The sequence below is a fragment of the uncultured Pseudomonas sp. genome (assembly GCF_943846705.1).
GTDB lineage: Bacteria > Pseudomonadota > Gammaproteobacteria > Pseudomonadales > Pseudomonadaceae > Aquipseudomonas.
Map to the genome: position 1 here is coordinate 2,976,687 of NZ_OX044366.1, position 14,347 is coordinate 2,991,033.

Here is a 14,347-nt window from a genome sequence, read left to right on the forward strand (position 1 = left end):
GTTGCAATGTGGCAGCAGAATTTAGCTGGTGGGGGCTTTCCGTCAGCAAACCGAGCATGCGTTCCCCGCGACCTTTTGTGTCGGCAACTCAATGGTCGCGGGAGGACGTAAGCCAGAGCAAAGAGATGGCCGATTGCGCGCCCGTTTCAATGCGCTAAGTAATTGAAACGGTTGTAACTTCGTTGCAAGCCGGTACAATGGCGCGGCTCGCTTCTTGCGGGCTGCGTTATGGTGGTCCTGCCGGTCCCCTCGCAACGATCAGCCGTGAACCCGGTCAGGCCTGGAAGGGAGCAGCCGCAGCGGTGACATTGTGTGCCGAGGTGTGGCTGGTAGGGCTGCCTCCATATCGCTGTGGCGCGACTCATCTACTTGAGTAACTGCCGGTCTGAATTTCCTCTCAAATATCCCTATCTATTGCTCATCAATTGTCTGCTGAATTTTGCTGCGGCCTCTGTTTGCTTTTTTACTGCTGTCGAGCGACTAAGTCGGTGTCTTGGCTTACTGAAAAAAGCACGCCTGCGCGGTGATGTTTCACACCGCGATGCGTTGAGCTTAATGCTGGATTTAGTGCGGGTCTTGCAGGTTGGCGAGGCTTTGCTGCGCTCAGTTCGCGTGGTAACTGAGGACGCTGTCCTGTTCCTTGAGTGCCTTGCGCATGTCTGCGGGAATGCTGCCAGAGCGCATGGCGAGCTCTAGGCGTATGTCTTCAAGACTCTGTGCAAAGGCTTGCGGATCGGCGCGTTGAGCGGCGCTGAGTACACGGCTATAGGCTGTGGCGTCGCCGGCATCGAGTAGGGAGAGGACCACTCCGCCATCTGGTCGGGGTGGGCTGAATGTGGCGCGCAGTGGAGAAAACAGCTGCTCAACGAGTTCGCGATTAATGTTTTCCATGACGATATTCCTTCCTGAGGGTGACAGATTCAGACCTCAGGAATGTTCGAAGGTTCGCGGCTCTGGGTAATCAGGCTGTCAAAGATTGCCGGGCGCGTTCAATGACCTGCTCCAGGTGTGCACCACTATATTGGCCGGGGTACAGGCGTTGGCTGTGCTTGGCGATGCCAGCATCATTAACGATGGTGAAGCTGAAGCTGCCTTTGCGGGCGGCTAGGATGCGGCAATCAAGCGGTGCAAATGCACTGGATAGGGTGCGAATGGCATCCTGAATTTGGTGTTGAGTATTCATTTTTAGTATTTCCTAAAACAGCAGGCGCGTCATTGCGCTAAATGGAGCTCCAGGCGGTCGACTTAAAGTGTCTATTGCGTGTGCAAATTGGAGCTGGACTGCGCGCACAAGTTCCCATTAGGGGTGCGGTGTGCGGGTCGGTACGTCGGAGGCGGGCTTGAGTCAGCGCTTGCGCGGGACGGCCAGATCAGTCAGCAGGTTGGGTCGTAGGTCAGAGCTGTGCGGCATTACCCTTGGGTGATGCGCTCTTACCTGGAAACCATCGAGGGGGCCAAAAGGCCTATTTGACTTACAGCGTGGTACGAACGAGGCAGATGATACCTGTGTGGTTGATTATTAGCCAGCCAAAATACCATTAATGCTGCAGAGTGGCAGTTAGTGGGCTGAGCATCGGATGCAATTTGGCCCATGCTCCGTTAGGATTAGCGCCACTTTTGCTTCCTCTCGTGACGGGTTTCGATGAGTTATCAGGTTCTTGCACGTAAGTGGCGTCCGCGCTCGTTCAACGAAATGGTTGGCCAGACGCATGTGCTCAAAGCGCTGATCAATGCGCTCGATAGCCAGCGTCTGCACCATGCCTACTTGTTCACGGGCACGCGTGGGGTGGGCAAAACTACGATTGCGCGGATTATTGCCAAGTGCCTGAATTGTGAAACTGGCATCAGCTCGACGCCTTGTGGTGTTTGTTCGATCTGCAAAGAGATTGATGACGGCCGCTTTATTGATCTGATTGAGGTCGACGCAGCCAGCCGGACTAAGGTTGAAGACACCCGCGAGTTGCTCGACAACGTGCAGTACTCGCCTAGCCGCGGACGCTTCAAGGTTTATCTGATCGACGAAGTGCACATGCTCTCGACCAGTTCCTTCAACGCGCTGTTGAAAACACTGGAAGAGCCACCGCCTCACGTGAAATTCCTCTTGGCTACAACTGACCCGCAGAAACTGCCGGTCACGGTGTTGTCGCGCTGCTTACAGTTTTCGCTGAAGAACATGCCGCCGGAGCGGGTGGTTGATCACCTTACCCATGTTCTGGCGGCAGAAAATATCCCGTTCGAAAATGACGCGCTTTGGTTGCTCGGTCGCGCGGCCGACGGCTCCATGCGTGACGCCATGAGCTTGACCGATCAGGCGATTGCCTTTGGCGAGGGCAAGGTGCTCGCGGCCGATGTACGCGCCATGCTGGGGACCCTCGACCATGGGCAGGTTTACGGCGTGTTGCACGCTCTGCTGGAGGGGGATGCTCGGGGGCTTATTGACGCGGTGCGTCACCTCGCTGAGCAAGGGCCTGACTGGAGCGGTGTGCTGTCCGAGATGCTCAACGTGCTGCACCGAGTAGCCATTGCCCAGGCGCTGCCCGAGGCAGTAGACAACGGCCAAGGTGATCGCGAGCGAGTACTTGAACTGGCGCGGGTTTTACCCAGTGAGGACGTGCAGTTCTATTATCAGATGGGCCTGATTGGTCGGCGCGATTTACCGTTATCGCCTGATCCGCGCAGCGGCTTCGAAATGGTGTTGCTGCGTATGTTGGCATTCCGCCCAGCGGATACCCATGATGCGCCCAGGGTAGTGTTAAAGCCGCTGGGGATTAGCCAGGCCACTGCTGATCCCGCGACCAACCCAGTGGCCGGTACTGCTCTCGCAGCCCCGGTCAGTGATCCTGTTGCTATTCCCCCAGCGCCTCCGTCGGCTCCAGCTGTGGCGGCGCCACTCACGCTGCCTGTTAGCGTACCTGCTGCTGTCGGGTCGCAAGTTCCGTCAGCGACTGAAAGTGTCGAAGAGCCGGCTGTTCAGGCTCCGCCAGCCGAGGCTGCACCTGCCGTAGTTGTTAATCTTCCCTGGGACGAGCCGGCTCAAGTCCCGGTTACTGAGGTATTAGCGTCAGTCGCGCCTATTGCTGGCGGCGTGATGGCTGACGCGCCGCAACCTGCCGTGCTCGAGGCGCGGCAGGTCGAGGCGGAGCCGTTGGCGGATGACGATGATGAGCCGCCGCTGGGCGATTACGACTATGTCGAGATGGATGCCGAGTCGTTTGACTATGATTTTGATGCGGTGGAGCGCAGCGAGCCTGCCGAGCCAGAAGTATTACCCGCCGCCCAGCCGGCAACAGGGCTTGCTGCTGACTGGCTGGAGTTGTTTCCGAAGCTCGGTTTGTCTGGGATGACCGGTAGTATCGGAGCCAACTGCACCTTGATTTCTATTGAGGGCGACAACTGGTTGTTGCATCTTGATCCAGCCCAGTCGGCGCTGTTTAACTCAACTCAGCAGCGGCGTCTTAATGACGCGCTTAATCAATTTCACGGGCGCGAACTCAACGTATTGATCGAGCTACACAAGCCCGAGCAGGAGACTCCAGCGCAGGCAGCGGCGCGTAAACGCGCTAATCGACAGCGTGACGCGGAAGCGTCGATTGAGAAGGATCCATTGATCCAGCAAATGATTCAGCAATTCGCAGCGGTGATTCGCGCGGACAGCATTGAACCCCTAGATACGCCTGTTAACCCCTAATTACCGAGGATTACACCATGATGAAAGGTGGCATGGCCGGCCTGATGAAGCAGGCTCAGCAGATGCAGGAAAAAATGCAGAAGATGCAGGAAGAGTTGGCTAACGCCGAAGTTACCGGTCAATCCGGTGCTGGCTTGGTCAGCGTGGTCATGACTGGGCGTCACGATATCAAGCGTGTCAGCCTGGATGACAGCCTGATGCAGGAGGACAAGGAAATCCTCGAAGACCTGATTGCCGCTGCGGTAAACGATGCCGTGCGCAAGGTTGAGCAGAACAGTCAGGACAAGATGTCTGGTGTGACAGCAGGTATGCAGATGCCCCCAGGCTTCAAAATGCCATTCTAAAAGCTATCCCGGCTAGCGCATATCATTGCGCTGCAAGCGGTGTGGGTACCCTCAGCCCGCACTCGCTTGTGTCTTGCCCCACAAGGTTTAAACAGCCTGCTGGGGCTGGATGGCAAGCGCTTGAGTCTTTGTCGTCGTCGAGTATTCCCTATGAGCTTTAGTCCGCTGATCCGCCATCTGATTGACTCTCTGCGCATTCTTCCTGGCGTTGGGCAAAAGACTGCTCAGCGTATGGCGCTGCAGATGCTTGAGCGTGATCGTCCTGGAGCATTGCGTCTGGCCCAGGCGCTGACGCAGGCGATGGACGGGGTCGGGTACTGCAAGCAATGCCGCAGCCTGAGCGAGGAGGCCGAGTGCCAGCTGTGTCTTGATCCGCGGCGCGATGATCGCCTGCTCTGCGTAGTCGAAGGGCCAATGGATGTTTATGCCGTCGAGCACACAGGGTTTCGCGGGCGCTATTTTGTTCTCAAAGGGCATTTGTCACCCCTCGACGGCCTAGGCCCTGAGGCGATTGGCATTCCCGAACTGCTTGCGCGGATCGCAGCGGGTAGTTTCGAGGAGGTGATTCTGGCGACCAATCCAACAGTCGAGGGTGAGGCAACAGCGCATTACATCGCTCAGCTATTGGCGGGTAAAGGTTTGATTGCCTCGCGCATTGCCCACGGCATGCCCCTGGGCGGTGAGCTGGAGTTGGTCGACGGCGGTACTCTGGCGCACTCGATTGCTGGGCGACGGCCTATCTTGCTCTAGGGTTGCGATTGCGAGCGGCTCATTTGCCCTTCTATCTGGCCTAATCCTGTCCTTGTAAACCAAGCAAGCGCTTGGTAATTTCCCTGAAACCTCAGCGGAGTTACCTCATGTCTGCCTTGCAAGAATACTTTGATGATTCTCACCAGCTGGTGCGCGATTCAGTCCGGCGCTTTGTCGAACGCGAAATTCTGCCGCATATCAACGAGTGGGAGGAGGCTGAGGAGTTTCCCCGCGAGCTTTATCTGAAGGCCGGCGCGGCTGGAATCCTCGGCATTGGTTACCCAGAGGCTTTTGGTGGCAGTCATGAGGGTGATGTATTTGCCAAGGTCGCGGCCAGTGAGGAGTTAATGCGTTCGGGCTCTGGCGGCCTAGTGGCAGGGCTTGGCTCGTTGGATATCGGCCTGCCGCCCGTGGTGAAGTGGGCCAAGCCAGAGTTACGCCAACGTATCGTTCCGCAGGTACTTGCTGGCGAAAAGATCATGGCGCTGGCAGTGACTGAGCCATCGGGTGGTTCGGATGTGGCCAATCTAAAAACACGCGCGCTGCGTGACGGTGATTTCTACCGTGTCACCGGGAGCAAAACCTTCATCACCAGTGGCGTGCGGGCTGACTATTACACTGTGGCTGTGCGCACCGGCGGTGACGGTTTTGGCGGCGTCAGCTTGCTGGTGGTGGAGAAGGGTACCCCTGGCTTCACCGTAGGTCGCAAGCTGAAGAAAATGGGCTGGTGGGCGTCTGACACGGCCGAGTTGTTCTTTGATGACTGCAAGGTGCCGGTGGACAACCTGATCGGCGTAGAGAACATGGGCTTCGCCTGCATCATGGCCAACTTCCAGAGTGAGCGACTGTCATTGGCTATCATGGCTAACATGACGGCGCAGCTAGCCCTTGAAGAAGCATTGAAGTGGGCCAAGGAGCGCGAAGCGTTCGGTAAGCCGATCGGCAAGTTTCAAGTGCTCAAGCATCGCTTGGCCGAGATGGCGACGCAGCTAGAAGTGTCGCGTGACTTTACCTATCGGCAAGCGGCGAAGATGGCGGCTGGTAAAAGTGTGATCAAGGAAATATCCATGGCTAAAAACTTTGCCACTGATATTGCCGACCGCCTGACTTACGATGCGGTGCAGATCATGGGGGGCATGGGGTACATGCGCGAAAGCCTGGTAGAGCGGCTGTACCGTGATAACCGCATTCTGTCGATTGGCGGTGGCTCGCGTGAGATCATGAACGAGATCATCAGTAAGCAGATGGGTTTATAGACCCTCGACTACAGCATTTTACAAACGGCAGATAAAACAAACCCCGCGAGCGCGGGGTTTGTTTTAAAGCAGGACAGGGAGCTTAAGCTACCTGTACCTCTTCAGCTTGCATACCTTTCTGACCGCGAGCGGCCACGTAGGTAACAGTCTGGCCTTCTTTCAGGCTTTTGAAACCGTCGCTTTGGATGGCTTTAAAGTGAACGAAGAGGTCATCGCCGCCGTTAGTCGGGGTAATGAAGCCGAAGCCTTTCTCATCGTTGAACCATTTGACGGTGCCAGTTTCGCGATTTGCCATGGTGTGTCTCTTAAATCGATACGAATTGCGGTGCCAGAGTGCTCATAGCACCTATGCGGTTTTGCTGATAACTACAAGAAGTCAGCACAACCATAATAGGCCGTTTTTGCGGCAAGTGTTGGGTTTAACGACAAATATTCATATTTTTATCTGTCTGTTACCCGCGAAGGCCCATGTTTGCTGGTCTGTAGGGCCGTTAGGCATCGGATAAATGGTGTTGCCTAAGGCTGTCTTGAGCGCTCAAGTGCGCAAATAAGCCTCCGGAAATGCTTCGCTGGCCTTCATTGCGCAGGGCATTTTGCGTCATGTGTTGCTCAAATTAACGGCCGATCGTGATGCTGCCTACCGGAGGCCTCGTGTTAGAAAAGGCTGCTCAGTTACAACTGCTGGTGACATTGCCATGGCTGACATCGATCAATGTTGCTTAAGCGCTGCGCCAGTATCCTGTTAAGTTGCTTCGATTGGCTGTGTGAGTTGGTTGATGGCTCGGCGGTCTGCATCTCTGTTGATAAGGATTACTGATGATTGAAGCCGCCTGGATTGCTTTCGCCTTTGGCATGGGTTTGGCTGCGCGAATAATAGGTCTGCCGCCATTGGTCGGCTATCTGGGTGCAGGCTTTGCCCTGGCGGGGGCTGGCGAACACCTCGGTTTTGGCCCGCATGACAGTGCTGCGCTGCAGCACATTGCTCATTTGGGTGTATTGCTGTTGCTGTTTACCGTAGGCCTTAAGCTGAAGCCGAGTAACTTGTTGCGCCGTGAAGTGATTGGCGGTGGGCTGCTGCACTTCGTCATTTCCAGCGTGTTGTTTCTACCGGCGATCATGCTGCTGCTCGATCTGCCTTGGCATCAGTGTTTATTACTGGCGTGTGCCTTGTCGTTTTCCAGTACGGTGCTGGCGGCCAAGGTGCTCGAAAGCAAACGCGAGCTGCGCGCATTCCACGGGCGTGTAGCGATTGGCGTGCTGGTGATTCAGGATCTCATAGCCTTGCTGGTAATGAGCCTGGCGGCCGGCGATTTGCCTTCACCATGGGCGTTGCTGGTGTTCGGCCTGCCGTTTCTTCGTCCTTTGCTGTTTCGCTTACTCGATGTCAGTGGCCACGAGGAGTTGATGCTGTTGCTCGGCTTGCTCTTGGCGCTGGCGGTCGGTGGTTTCGGTTTTGAGCAGTTGGGGCTGAGTTCAGAGCTGGGGGCGTTGGCATTCGGGGCTCTTTTGGCGAAGCACAAACGGGCTACGGAACTGTCCAACTCCTTGTGGGGGATCAAGGAGATTTTCCTCGTTGGCTTCTTTCTGCAGATCGGTATTGCTGGTCTTCCGGATGCTGACGCGTTGATGTTTGCGTTGGTAATGACGGTGTTATTGCCGCTCAAAGGTGTGCTGTTCTTCTTTTTGTTTCTGCTCTTTCGCTTGCGCGCACGCAGCGCCTTCCTCACCAGCGTTAGCCTGACCAATTACAGTGAGTTCGGCCTGATTATGGTCAGCGTGGTGATGCCGCAGTGGCTGATTCCGTTGGCCATTACGGTGGCGCTGTCCTTTGTTATTTCGGCGCCACTTAACCGGATGGTTCACCCGCTGTACGAGTTGCTGGCCAGGCGGTTGATTCCCTTTGAACGCAATATTCGCCACCCCGATGAGCAACCCCTGTCCCTGGGAGATGCGCAGACGCTGGTGATGGGCATGGGCCGTACTGGTCGCGCGGCTTACGATTATTTAACCGAGCAGGGCTATCGCGTGGTGGGGCTGGACTCCGACCCGGTGGTGATCGAGCAGAGCAAGGCGGCAGGTCGTAAAGTGCTGTTCGCCGATGGTGAGGATTCGGTGTTTTGGCAGCACCTGGATATGCCAGGGATTGATGCGGTGATTCTTACGCTTAACGATGAAGAAGCGAAGATTATTGCTACGCAGAAACTGCGCGAACGTGGTTTCAGCGGCCTGGTGGTGTCCCATGCCTTGTACGAGGACATCGCTAGACGTATCCAGGATGCAGGAGCCGACCGGACCTACCTGACCATGAGCGAAGCTGGTTCGGGTCTGGCCGAGCATGTGATCAGGACACTGGAGACCCGCACCGAAGCTTCCTGAGTGCCTCGGTTTGTAGACTGGCCCTGAGGGGGAGGGTAGCCGCACTGATTACATCGCCAGAAAATGCAAACGCCCGCAAGAAGCGGGCATTTGGCAGTGTCGTGGTTACTGGTCGTTTAGCGCAAAGCGGGTCAGTGCGAACGTGGGGATACCAATGTCCTGCAGTTTCTGTGAGCCGCCCAGTTCGGGCAGGTCGATGATGGCTGCCGCTTCGATGATGCTTGCGCCCATGCGTCGCACAAGTTGCACGGCAGCCAAGAGGGTGCCGCCGGTTGCGATCAAATCATCGAACATCAATATTTTGTCGCCTTCGCAGAGGCTGTCCGCATGCACTTCGAGCTTGGCTTCGCCGTATTCGGTTTTATAACTTTCGCTGAGCACGTCTGCGGGCAGTTTGCCTTCCTTGCGGAACAGCACCAGTGGCTTGTTCAGCTCATAAGCGATGATCGAGCCGATCAGAAAACCACGGGCGTCCATGGCGCCGATATGGCTGAAGTCTGCTTCTACGTAACGCTGGATGAAACTGTCGGCGACCATGCGCAGGGCGCGGGGTGACTGAAACAGTGGGGTGATATCACGAAAGATCACCCCAGGCTTGGGGAAGTCCACTACCGGGCGGATCAGGGTTTTGATGCTGAATTCGTCGAAGATCATCGGCTAGGTCCTGCGCAGGGCGATTCTATCAGCCGTCGAGATTGCCGCCGGCCAGGGCGCATAGCTCGATAGGGTCGAGGATATGCACTTCTTTGCCTTCGGCTTCGAGTAGCTGGTTCTGTTGGAAACGGGTAAATACCCGCGATACGGTCTCTACCGCCAGACCCAAATAGTTACCGATTTCGTTGCGCGACATGGCCAGGCGGAACTGGTTGGCCGAAAAGCCGCGTGCGCGGAAGCGCGCCGAGAGGTTAACCAGGAAGGTGGCGATGCGTTCATCGGCGGTTTTCTTCGACAGCAACAGCATCATCTGCTGATCGTCGCGGATTTCCCGGCTCATCACGCGCATCAACTGGCGGCGCAGCTGCGGCAGTTGTACTGACAATTCGTCGAGGCGCTCGAAGGGGATTTCACACACCGAGGTGGTTTCTAGCGCCACAGCCGAGACGGGGTAGGCTTCACTGTCCATGCCCGACAAGCCGACCAGTTCGCTGGGCAGGTGAAAGCCGGTGATTTGTTCATCGCCGCCGTCGCTCAGGCTGAATGTTTTAAGCGTGCCGGAGCGCACGGCGAACACCGAATTGAAGATGTCGCCCTGGCGGAACAGAAACTCGCCCTTTTTCAGTGGCCGGCCGCGTTTGACGATGTCGTCGAGAGCGTCCATGTCCTCCATGTTCAGCGAGAGTGGCAGGCACAAGCTCGACAGGCTGCAATCCTTGCAATGCGCTTGATGAGGTGCGTGCAACTTGATGCTTTCGGACATCACGGGTGATCCTGGATAAACACACAATAGTCGTAAGGTTACAGCAGTGCGTAGGGTGCGGCCAGTGCGCACGATCCTGATCGATAGCTCAAGTACGCCGTTTTGCGGGAAAAAGAGTGGCTGGCATTAAACCCTGCAGGAAACGACAGCGTGCGCTTAGACACGGGCAGAACTGGATAGCCTAGTCCAAGCTAAGGTGGCCCTATGTTGTAACCCAGATAGTCTGACGCTGCTGTTCATGCCCTGCCGTGCAATGGCGTTAAGACAATATCGCCCATTGGCGGCGCATCGCAGGTTTATGCCGAGCTCTGTCGGCGCACATGGAGTTCACGATGACCAAGGAAAATAACGTCCCAACCTGTAGTAGCGTTGATCCGCAGAACGCACAGGCCGAGGCTCCCCGCGAATTGCTGGTGGCTCGTTTGGCGCGCCTGGCAGCAAATGGTGCTCGCGTTGCTGTGGCCAGCGCGGAACTTGCGACGGAACTGGCAGCAGTCGGCCTTGGCAACTCAAAGATTGAGGCTGACAAGCGCGACCGGCGTTTCACTGACCCGGCCTGGCGTGAGAATCCAGGCTATCGTCGCCTGGGGCAGGCTTACCTAGCGTGGTCGGGTAGCGTCAATCGACTCGGCGAGCAGTTGGATATTCCAGATTGGCGCAAGAAAGAGCAACTGCGCTTTGCCCTGGACGTGTTGACCAGCGCCGCCGCGCCGACAAACACCCTGTTTGGTAATCCGGCTGCGCTGGCAAAGGCCTTCAGTACTGGCGGTGACAGCCTGCGGCGGGGGATGAAAAACTGGCTGCATGACCTACAGCACAATGGTGGGATGCCGACTCAGGTGGACAGCAGTGGCTTCAAGATTGGTGAGAACCTGGCGGTAACCCCAGGCGCGGTAGTGTACCGCTGCGACGTGTTTGAACTGATCGAATATCGCCCGGTGACGGCGGTGGTTCGCGAGCGCCCGCTGCTGCTGGTGCCGCCGGTGATCGGCAAGTACTATTTCCTCGACTTGGCCAAGGGCCGCAGTTTTATCGAGTATGCCGTCAGCCGCGGCTTGCACTTCTTCACCATCAGCTGGCGCAACCCATGCGCCCAGCAGGCCGAATGGGATCTCGACACCTACGCCGCCGCTGTCATTGAAGCCCTGGGGGTGGTCCGCGACATCGCTGATGGCGCCGAGCCCAATGTTCATGGTGTTTGCGCTGGTGGTCTTATTCTCAGTTGTGCACTCAGCCATCTCGCTGCGCAAGGCAAATGCCAGGTACAGGCCGCTTCCTTCAGTGTGATGCTGTTGGATTTCGATACGCCAGCACCAATCGCGGCTTTTTCGTCGAAATCTGTGGTCAACCGCGCTCGTCGAAGCTCGGCCAAGGCTGGCGTATTGAGCCCAAAAAACATGGCCAGCGCTTTCGCCTGGCTGCGCCCGAATGATTTTGTCTGGAATTACTGGCACAACAATTACTTGATGGGGGAGGCCCCGCCGTCAAACGACATCATGGCCTGGAATGCTGATGGCACCCGGCTGCCAGCGGCCTTGCATAGCCAATTCCTCGATATCTTTAAGGACAACGCTCTGCTCAAGGGGAGCCTGGACGTCCTGGGGGCACCACTTCAGGCCGGTGCCATCGAATGTGACAGCTATTTTATGGGGGCAGAGGGCGACCATGTGACGCCGTGGCAGGGTTGCTATCGCTCTGCGCAGTTGTTCGGTGGTGAGCGTAGTTTTGTGCTCAGCAGCGCGGGACATATCGCCAGCCTGATCAATCCACCGAGTAACCCCAAGGCCCGTCACTTTGTTGGCCCGGCACCGAGCGTCGACCCAAGCGATTGGTTGGCTCAAGCCAGCGAGCAGCCAGGAACCTGGTGGGTGCACTGGGCCGACTGGATGCTGGAGCGTGCCGGGGCTGAGCGCAAGAGCCCACAGGTGGCTGGCAGTCAGAGCCATCCCGAGCTGGAACCCGCTCCGGGTCGCTACGTCCACGAATGAAGTAAAGAGTGATCAGGGTGGCTCTCACCCTGGGGCAGTCAATTATGACTGGCCCGGAGAGCCACGCCTTAGATCACCCGTGAAAAGCGTTGGCGGCTGACCTCGTCGAGGTAGCGATCAAACAGCATGCACAGCGCGCGCACCATCAGGCGGCCAGCAGGCTGAACCTCAATGCCTTGGGCACTCAACTCAATCAGGCCATCGCTGGCCATCTCCTGCAGTTGCGGCCAAATATCGGCAAAGTAGCTGCGAAAGTCGATGGCATAGGCCTGTTCGATATCGGCAAAGCGCAGCTGGAAATGACAAATTAACTGCTGAATCACCGCACGCCGCACACGGTCGTCAGCATCACAATGCAGGCCGCGCAAGGTGGCCAGTTGGCTATGGTCGAGGCTGTCCTGGTATTTACTCAGGTCGCTGTTGTTCTGGCAGTAGAAGTCGCCAATCTGGCTGATCGATGACACCCCCAGGCCAATCAGGTCGCAGTGGCCGTGCGTGGTATAGCCCTGAAAGTTGCGTTGCAGGCTGCCGTCTTCCTGGGCGCTGGCCAGTTCGTCGTCGGGCAAGGCGAAGTGATCCATGCCGATATAGCGATAGCCGGCGGCGTTCAGTTGTTCGATGCTGGCCTGCAGCATGGCCAGTTTGGCGCAGGGGCTGGGCAGGTCACAGCTGTTGATCCGTCGCTGCGGCATAAAGCGCTCCGGCAGGTGGGCGTAGTTGAACAGCGATAGACGATCCGGTTGCAGGGCGATTACCTCGTCCACTGTGCGAGCGAAGCGTTCCGGGGTTTGCAGCGGCAGGCCATAAATCAGGTCGATGTTCACCGAGCGAAACTGCAGGGTGCGCGCCGCTTCGACGATGGCGCGGGTTTCCTCCAGGGTTTGCAAACGGTTGACTGCGCGCTGTACGGCCGGGTCGAGGTCCTGCACACCCAAGCTGACGCGGTTGAAGCCCAGCTCGCGAAGCAGGCCCATGGTTGACCAATCTGCTTCGCGCGGGTCGATCTCGATGCTGTAGTCGCCTGAATCATCATCCAGCAGGTTGAAGTGCTGGCGCAGGTGGGCCATCAGGTGGCGCAGTTCATCGTGGCTGAGAAAGGTTGGGGTGCCGCCGCCGAAGTGCAGCTGTTCAACCCTTTGCTTGGCGTCGAGATGACGGCTGATGAGCTCCACTTCACGTTCGAGTTTTTCCAGATAGGGCTGGGTGCGTCCGCGATCCTTGGTGATGACTTTGTTGCAGGCGCAGTAGTAGCAGATATGTGCACAGAACGGGATGTGCACATACAGCGACAGCGCTCGCAGCGCTGTGCGGCTGTCGCGCAGGGCATGCAGCAAGTCGAACTGGCCGACGCGCTCATGCAGTTGCACGGCCGTCGGATAGGAGGTGTAGCGCGGGCCGGCCTGGTCGTAACGGCGGATCAGGTTGCTGTCCCACTGAATGGCGTTGAGCATGCGGGTATTCCCGGTTTGGCTTGCAATACCAGGGGAGTCTAAGTGCGCCGCTGTGGGGGTGTTTTGACTTGCATCAAGCAGCTACGTGCTGTGACCGTTTGCCGATCAGTGGCCCATCAGCCAGTGCTGGTGCGGGCCGGGCAGGGTCCACAGGCCGAAAAGGATGACCAGAATACCACCGGCCATGCGGATACCCTGCTTACGCAGCAGCGCCGTCAGGCGTTCGGCGGCCAGGCCGGTGGCCAGCAAGACCGGCAGGGTGCCGAGGCCGAAAGCCAGCATCAGCGCGGCGCTGTCGAGTGCGTTGCCCTGGCTCGCGGCCCATAACAGGGTGCTGTAGACCAGGCCGCACGGCAGCCAGCCCCACAGGCTGCCCAGTACCAGGGCGCGGGGTAGGTTGGTGACGGGCATAAAGCGCCGGGTTAAAGGTTGGATGTAGCGCCACAGACCACGGCCTAGGGCTTCGATGCGGGTCAGGCCGCTCCACCAACCGGCTAGGTACAGGCCCATGGCAATCAGCAGCAGCGCTGCGGCCACACGCAAAGCGTTAACCAGCGGGCTGCCGGCGACTACCCAACCGGCCAGGCCGAGCAAGAGGCCGGCCAGGGTGTAACTTAGGATGCGCCCCAGGTTGTAGGCCAGTAGCAGTTGAAAGCGCCTGGCGCGTTGCTCCGGCGCAATGGCGAGGGTGAGGGCGCTCATGAGTCCGCCGCACATGCCCAAACAATGGCCGCCGCCGAGCAGGCCGAGGATCAAGGCCGAGACCAGCAGGGGCAACAACTCAAACACCAGGCTTGTCCTGTTCTGTTTGAGGCTCGTCGCGCTGTGGCGTCGGGCTGATGGCGGCTTGGTGTTTAGGGTCTTCGTCGTCGAACAGAATGCTGTGGGCCGGACCGTCGAGGTCGTCGTACTGGCCACTGTCCACAGCCCAGAAGAACAGCCAGATGGCAAAGCCGACTAACGCAATGGCGACCGGGATCAGGATATAGAGGGCGGGCATGGAATCTCCAGGTGCGGGCGAGACGGAGGGTGGATGTCGCTTCTTGCATCCACCCTGGCGGTGCTGTGGTGGATCGG

At 57.8% G+C, this 14,347-nt stretch carries 14 protein-coding genes and 1 other RNA gene; 7 read left to right on the forward strand and 8 right to left on the reverse strand.

Annotated features, from left to right (window positions below):
* Positions 1-238 precede the first annotated feature (238 nt).
* Positions 239-335: signal recognition particle sRNA small type (gene ffs / locus Q0V31_RS14030), an RNA gene on the forward strand.
* 268 nt (positions 336-603) lie between these two features.
* On the opposite strand, the gene Q0V31_RS14035 is transcribed toward ffs, so the two are convergent.
* Both Q0V31_RS14035 and Q0V31_RS14040 read right to left on the reverse strand, forming a co-directional pair.
* Complete coding sequence (locus tag Q0V31_RS14035) at positions 604-891, reverse strand: DUF3509 domain-containing protein (RefSeq protein WP_298188400.1); 288 nt, start codon at positions 889-891, stop codon at positions 604-606.
* A gap of 70 nt (positions 892-961) precedes the next feature.
* Entirely contained in the window at positions 962-1,183 is a 222-nt protein-coding gene (locus tag Q0V31_RS14040) for a hypothetical protein (protein WP_298188402.1), read from the reverse strand.
* A gap of 459 nt (positions 1,184-1,642) precedes the next feature.
* On the opposite strand from Q0V31_RS14040, the gene dnaX reads away from it, so the two are divergent.
* The 4 genes from dnaX (at position 1,643) to Q0V31_RS14060 (ending at position 6,038) form a co-directional block, all read left to right on the forward strand.
* Positions 1,643-3,688, forward strand: coding sequence for a DNA polymerase III subunit gamma/tau (gene dnaX, locus Q0V31_RS14045; RefSeq protein ID WP_298188404.1), 2,046 nt, complete (start codon positions 1,643-1,645; stop codon positions 3,686-3,688).
* A gap of 17 nt (positions 3,689-3,705) precedes the next feature.
* Positions 3,706-4,032: a YbaB/EbfC family nucleoid-associated protein gene (locus Q0V31_RS14050; RefSeq protein ID WP_090242388.1), complete on the forward strand. Its 327-nt coding sequence runs from the start codon at positions 3,706-3,708 to the stop codon at positions 4,030-4,032.
* A 150-nt stretch (positions 4,033-4,182) separates the two neighbouring features.
* Positions 4,183-4,782: a recombination mediator RecR gene (gene recR, locus Q0V31_RS14055; RefSeq protein ID WP_298188406.1), complete on the forward strand. Its 600-nt coding sequence runs from the start codon at positions 4,183-4,185 to the stop codon at positions 4,780-4,782.
* 107 nt (positions 4,783-4,889) lie between these two features.
* Positions 4,890-6,038, forward strand: coding sequence for an acyl-CoA dehydrogenase family protein (locus tag Q0V31_RS14060; protein WP_298188407.1), 1,149 nt, complete (start codon positions 4,890-4,892; stop codon positions 6,036-6,038).
* Positions 6,039-6,120: 82 nt separating this feature from the next.
* Here Q0V31_RS14060 and Q0V31_RS14065 read toward each other — a convergent pair whose 3' ends face one another.
* The gene (locus tag Q0V31_RS14065; RefSeq protein WP_069516724.1) at positions 6,121-6,333 is read right to left on the reverse strand and encodes a cold-shock protein; all 213 of its coding nucleotides are present in this window, start codon (positions 6,331-6,333) and stop codon (positions 6,121-6,123) included.
* Positions 6,334-6,854: 521 nt separating this feature from the next.
* On the opposite strand from Q0V31_RS14065, the gene Q0V31_RS14070 reads away from it, so the two are divergent.
* A complete protein-coding gene (locus Q0V31_RS14070) occupies positions 6,855-8,414 on the forward strand; it encodes a cation:proton antiporter family protein (RefSeq protein WP_298188409.1) in 1,560 nt (519 codons plus the stop codon).
* Between the two features lie 105 nt (positions 8,415-8,519).
* Here the strand turns inward: Q0V31_RS14070 and Q0V31_RS14075 are convergent, their stop codons facing one another.
* Positions 8,520-9,068 carry an adenine phosphoribosyltransferase gene (locus Q0V31_RS14075; protein ID WP_298188411.1) on the reverse strand — a complete coding sequence of 183 codons (549 nt, stop codon included), beginning with the start codon at positions 9,066-9,068 and terminating at the stop codon, positions 8,520-8,522.
* Between the two features lie 28 nt (positions 9,069-9,096).
* Positions 9,097-9,831 carry a fumarate/nitrate reduction transcriptional regulator Fnr gene (gene fnr / locus Q0V31_RS14080; RefSeq protein ID WP_298188412.1) on the reverse strand — a complete coding sequence of 245 codons (735 nt, stop codon included), beginning with the start codon at positions 9,829-9,831 and terminating at the stop codon, positions 9,097-9,099.
* Positions 9,832-10,163: 332 nt separating this feature from the next.
* Between fnr and Q0V31_RS14085 the strand changes: the two genes are divergently transcribed.
* Positions 10,164-11,819 carry an alpha/beta fold hydrolase gene (locus tag Q0V31_RS14085; protein WP_298188413.1) on the forward strand — a complete coding sequence of 552 codons (1,656 nt, stop codon included), beginning with the start codon at positions 10,164-10,166 and terminating at the stop codon, positions 11,817-11,819.
* A 68-nt stretch (positions 11,820-11,887) separates the two neighbouring features.
* On the opposite strand, the gene hemN is transcribed toward Q0V31_RS14085, so the two are convergent.
* The 3 genes from hemN to ccoS all read right to left on the reverse strand — a co-directional run bounded on the left by hemN (position 11,888) and on the right by ccoS (position 14,270).
* On the reverse strand, positions 11,888-13,270 hold the full coding sequence (gene hemN, locus Q0V31_RS14090; RefSeq protein ID WP_298188415.1) for an oxygen-independent coproporphyrinogen III oxidase: 1,383 nt from the start codon (positions 13,268-13,270) through the stop codon (positions 11,888-11,890).
* Between the two features lie 105 nt (positions 13,271-13,375).
* Entirely contained in the window at positions 13,376-14,059 is a 684-nt protein-coding gene (locus Q0V31_RS14095) for a sulfite exporter TauE/SafE family protein (protein ID WP_298188417.1), read from the reverse strand.
* Positions 14,052-14,270 (reverse strand): cbb3-type cytochrome oxidase assembly protein CcoS, encoded by a 219-nt coding sequence (ccoS, locus tag Q0V31_RS14100; protein WP_298188419.1) that lies wholly within the window; start codon positions 14,268-14,270, stop codon positions 14,052-14,054. Before ccoS ends, Q0V31_RS14095 begins: the two co-directional genes overlap by 8 nt.
* Positions 14,271-14,347 lie beyond the last annotated feature (77 nt).

Bases quoted from the DNA above. Each gene is read 5' to 3' on its own strand.
- Q0V31_RS14075 (WP_298188411.1), bottom strand. From the start codon at position 9,068: ATGATCTTCGACGAATTCAGCATCAAAACCCTGATCCGCCCGGTAGTG.
- Q0V31_RS14050 (WP_090242388.1), top strand. From the start codon at position 3,706: ATGATGAAAGGTGGCATGGCCGGCCTGATGAAGCAGGCTCAGCAGATG.
- hemN (WP_298188415.1), bottom strand. From the start codon at position 13,270: ATGCTCAACGCCATTCAGTGGGACAGCAACCTGATCCGCCGTTACGAC.
- Q0V31_RS14040 (WP_298188402.1), bottom strand. From the start codon at position 1,183: ATGAATACTCAACACCAAATTCAGGATGCCATTCGCACCCTATCCAGT.
- recR (WP_298188406.1), top strand. From the start codon at position 4,183: ATGAGCTTTAGTCCGCTGATCCGCCATCTGATTGACTCTCTGCGCATT.
- ccoS (WP_298188419.1), bottom strand. From the start codon at position 14,270: ATGCCCGCCCTCTATATCCTGATCCCGGTCGCCATTGCGTTAGTCGGC.
- Q0V31_RS14085 (WP_298188413.1), top strand. From the start codon at position 10,164: ATGACCAAGGAAAATAACGTCCCAACCTGTAGTAGCGTTGATCCGCAG.
- dnaX (WP_298188404.1), top strand. From the start codon at position 1,643: ATGAGTTATCAGGTTCTTGCACGTAAGTGGCGTCCGCGCTCGTTCAAC.
- Q0V31_RS14065 (WP_069516724.1), bottom strand. From the start codon at position 6,333: ATGGCAAATCGCGAAACTGGCACCGTCAAATGGTTCAACGATGAGAAA.
- fnr (WP_298188412.1), bottom strand. From the start codon at position 9,831: ATGTCCGAAAGCATCAAGTTGCACGCACCTCATCAAGCGCATTGCAAG.
- Q0V31_RS14070 (WP_298188409.1), top strand. From the start codon at position 6,855: ATGATTGAAGCCGCCTGGATTGCTTTCGCCTTTGGCATGGGTTTGGCT.
- Q0V31_RS14035 (WP_298188400.1), bottom strand. From the start codon at position 891: ATGGAAAACATTAATCGCGAACTCGTTGAGCAGCTGTTTTCTCCACTG.
- Q0V31_RS14060 (WP_298188407.1), top strand. From the start codon at position 4,890: ATGTCTGCCTTGCAAGAATACTTTGATGATTCTCACCAGCTGGTGCGC.